The sequence below is a fragment of the Bacillus sp. GMa5/1 genome (genome assembly GCF_050172015.1).
Taxonomy (GTDB): Bacteria; Bacillota; Bacilli; order Bacillales; family Bacillaceae_G; genus Bacillus_A; species Bacillus_A cereus.
In genome coordinates this window covers 1-1,034 of record NZ_JBNLYC010000430.1, presented here as the reverse complement: position 1 = coordinate 1,034, position 1,034 = coordinate 1, and the positions used below count along the sequence as shown (strand labels likewise).

Sequence of the window (1,034 nt, the reverse complement as noted above, 5' to 3'; positions counted from 1 at the left end):
AAATACTTCCACCTATTCACATTATTAACAAATTTATAGTACCTTGCAAAGAATAATAGCAAGTGATATATTTGTAAATAATGGAATAACCATTATTTGGAATATTATTTACGATTAGTATATCGCCTTTCAAAAAGTAAATATAGATTGTGTGTGCTGTTTAGAAAAAAGATAAGATTCTCAACTGTAATTCATCATTCTATAAAGGAAAGTGATTGTTATGAACAAAAATGAATTTTTGGAACAACTTAGTTCCTCTCTGCAGAATATGCCTAATTTAGAAAAGGAGGATATTATCTCGGAGTACGAAACTCATTTTATTAGTGGTAAACAAGATGGAATATCTGAAGAGGAAATTTCTAAAAAGCTAGGAAACCCTAAAACTATCGCTAAAGAACTTAATATTTCATATGTAATCAGTAAAGCTGACAAGAAACGCAGCCTAAAAAAACATTATGACAGCACTGTTTTCTGTTATGAGCTTAAGTCTTTTAAACTTTATATTTATCATTATCGCCTTTTTCGTATTACTCTTTCTATTACCGCTTCTTCTAGCACTTATAATTGCTACACCGTTATTAATTATTTCACCTATATTATTAATAGGGTTAGGATTCTTTAAAGGGTTTCATCAAATCAGTTATTCCGATGTTTACAATGTATTCATAGCCTTTGGCATCGGCTTACTAATATCAGTCATATGTTATCAAATAATAAAACATCTATACGTAGCTTTAGTTAAATATTTGAAATGGAATGTAGCTATTTTGCAACGACACTAATGCAAAAGGAGATTAAGATGAAAAATTATATTTTATACCCACTCATGTTACTTACAATGTTATTTCTATCAGCTTGTTCAAACAGTGTACAGCCTAAGGAAAAAAATGATGTACAATCTATCAAAGATGTTGCTATTAAAGTTCCAGAAAATATATTTAGTTCCTCAAAGGAAAACGAAAATATTAGTGAAGACGAAATGAAACAAAATATAAAAAATTATATAGATTATAGTTGGGAGTTATCTGAAAATA

The 1,034-nt window shown here is 28.4% G+C and carries 1 protein-coding gene and 1 pseudogene; both read left to right on the top strand.

From position 1 onward, the window contains the following. The first annotated feature begins 220 nt into the window (after positions 1-220). Positions 221-782, top strand: a pseudogene (locus ACQGSG_RS29195) (HAAS signaling domain-containing protein). A 17-nt stretch (positions 783-799) separates the two neighbouring features. Beyond that, the coding region (locus tag ACQGSG_RS29190; protein WP_426948786.1) for an NDxxF motif lipoprotein at positions 800-1,034 on the top strand (235 nt) is incomplete at its 3' end.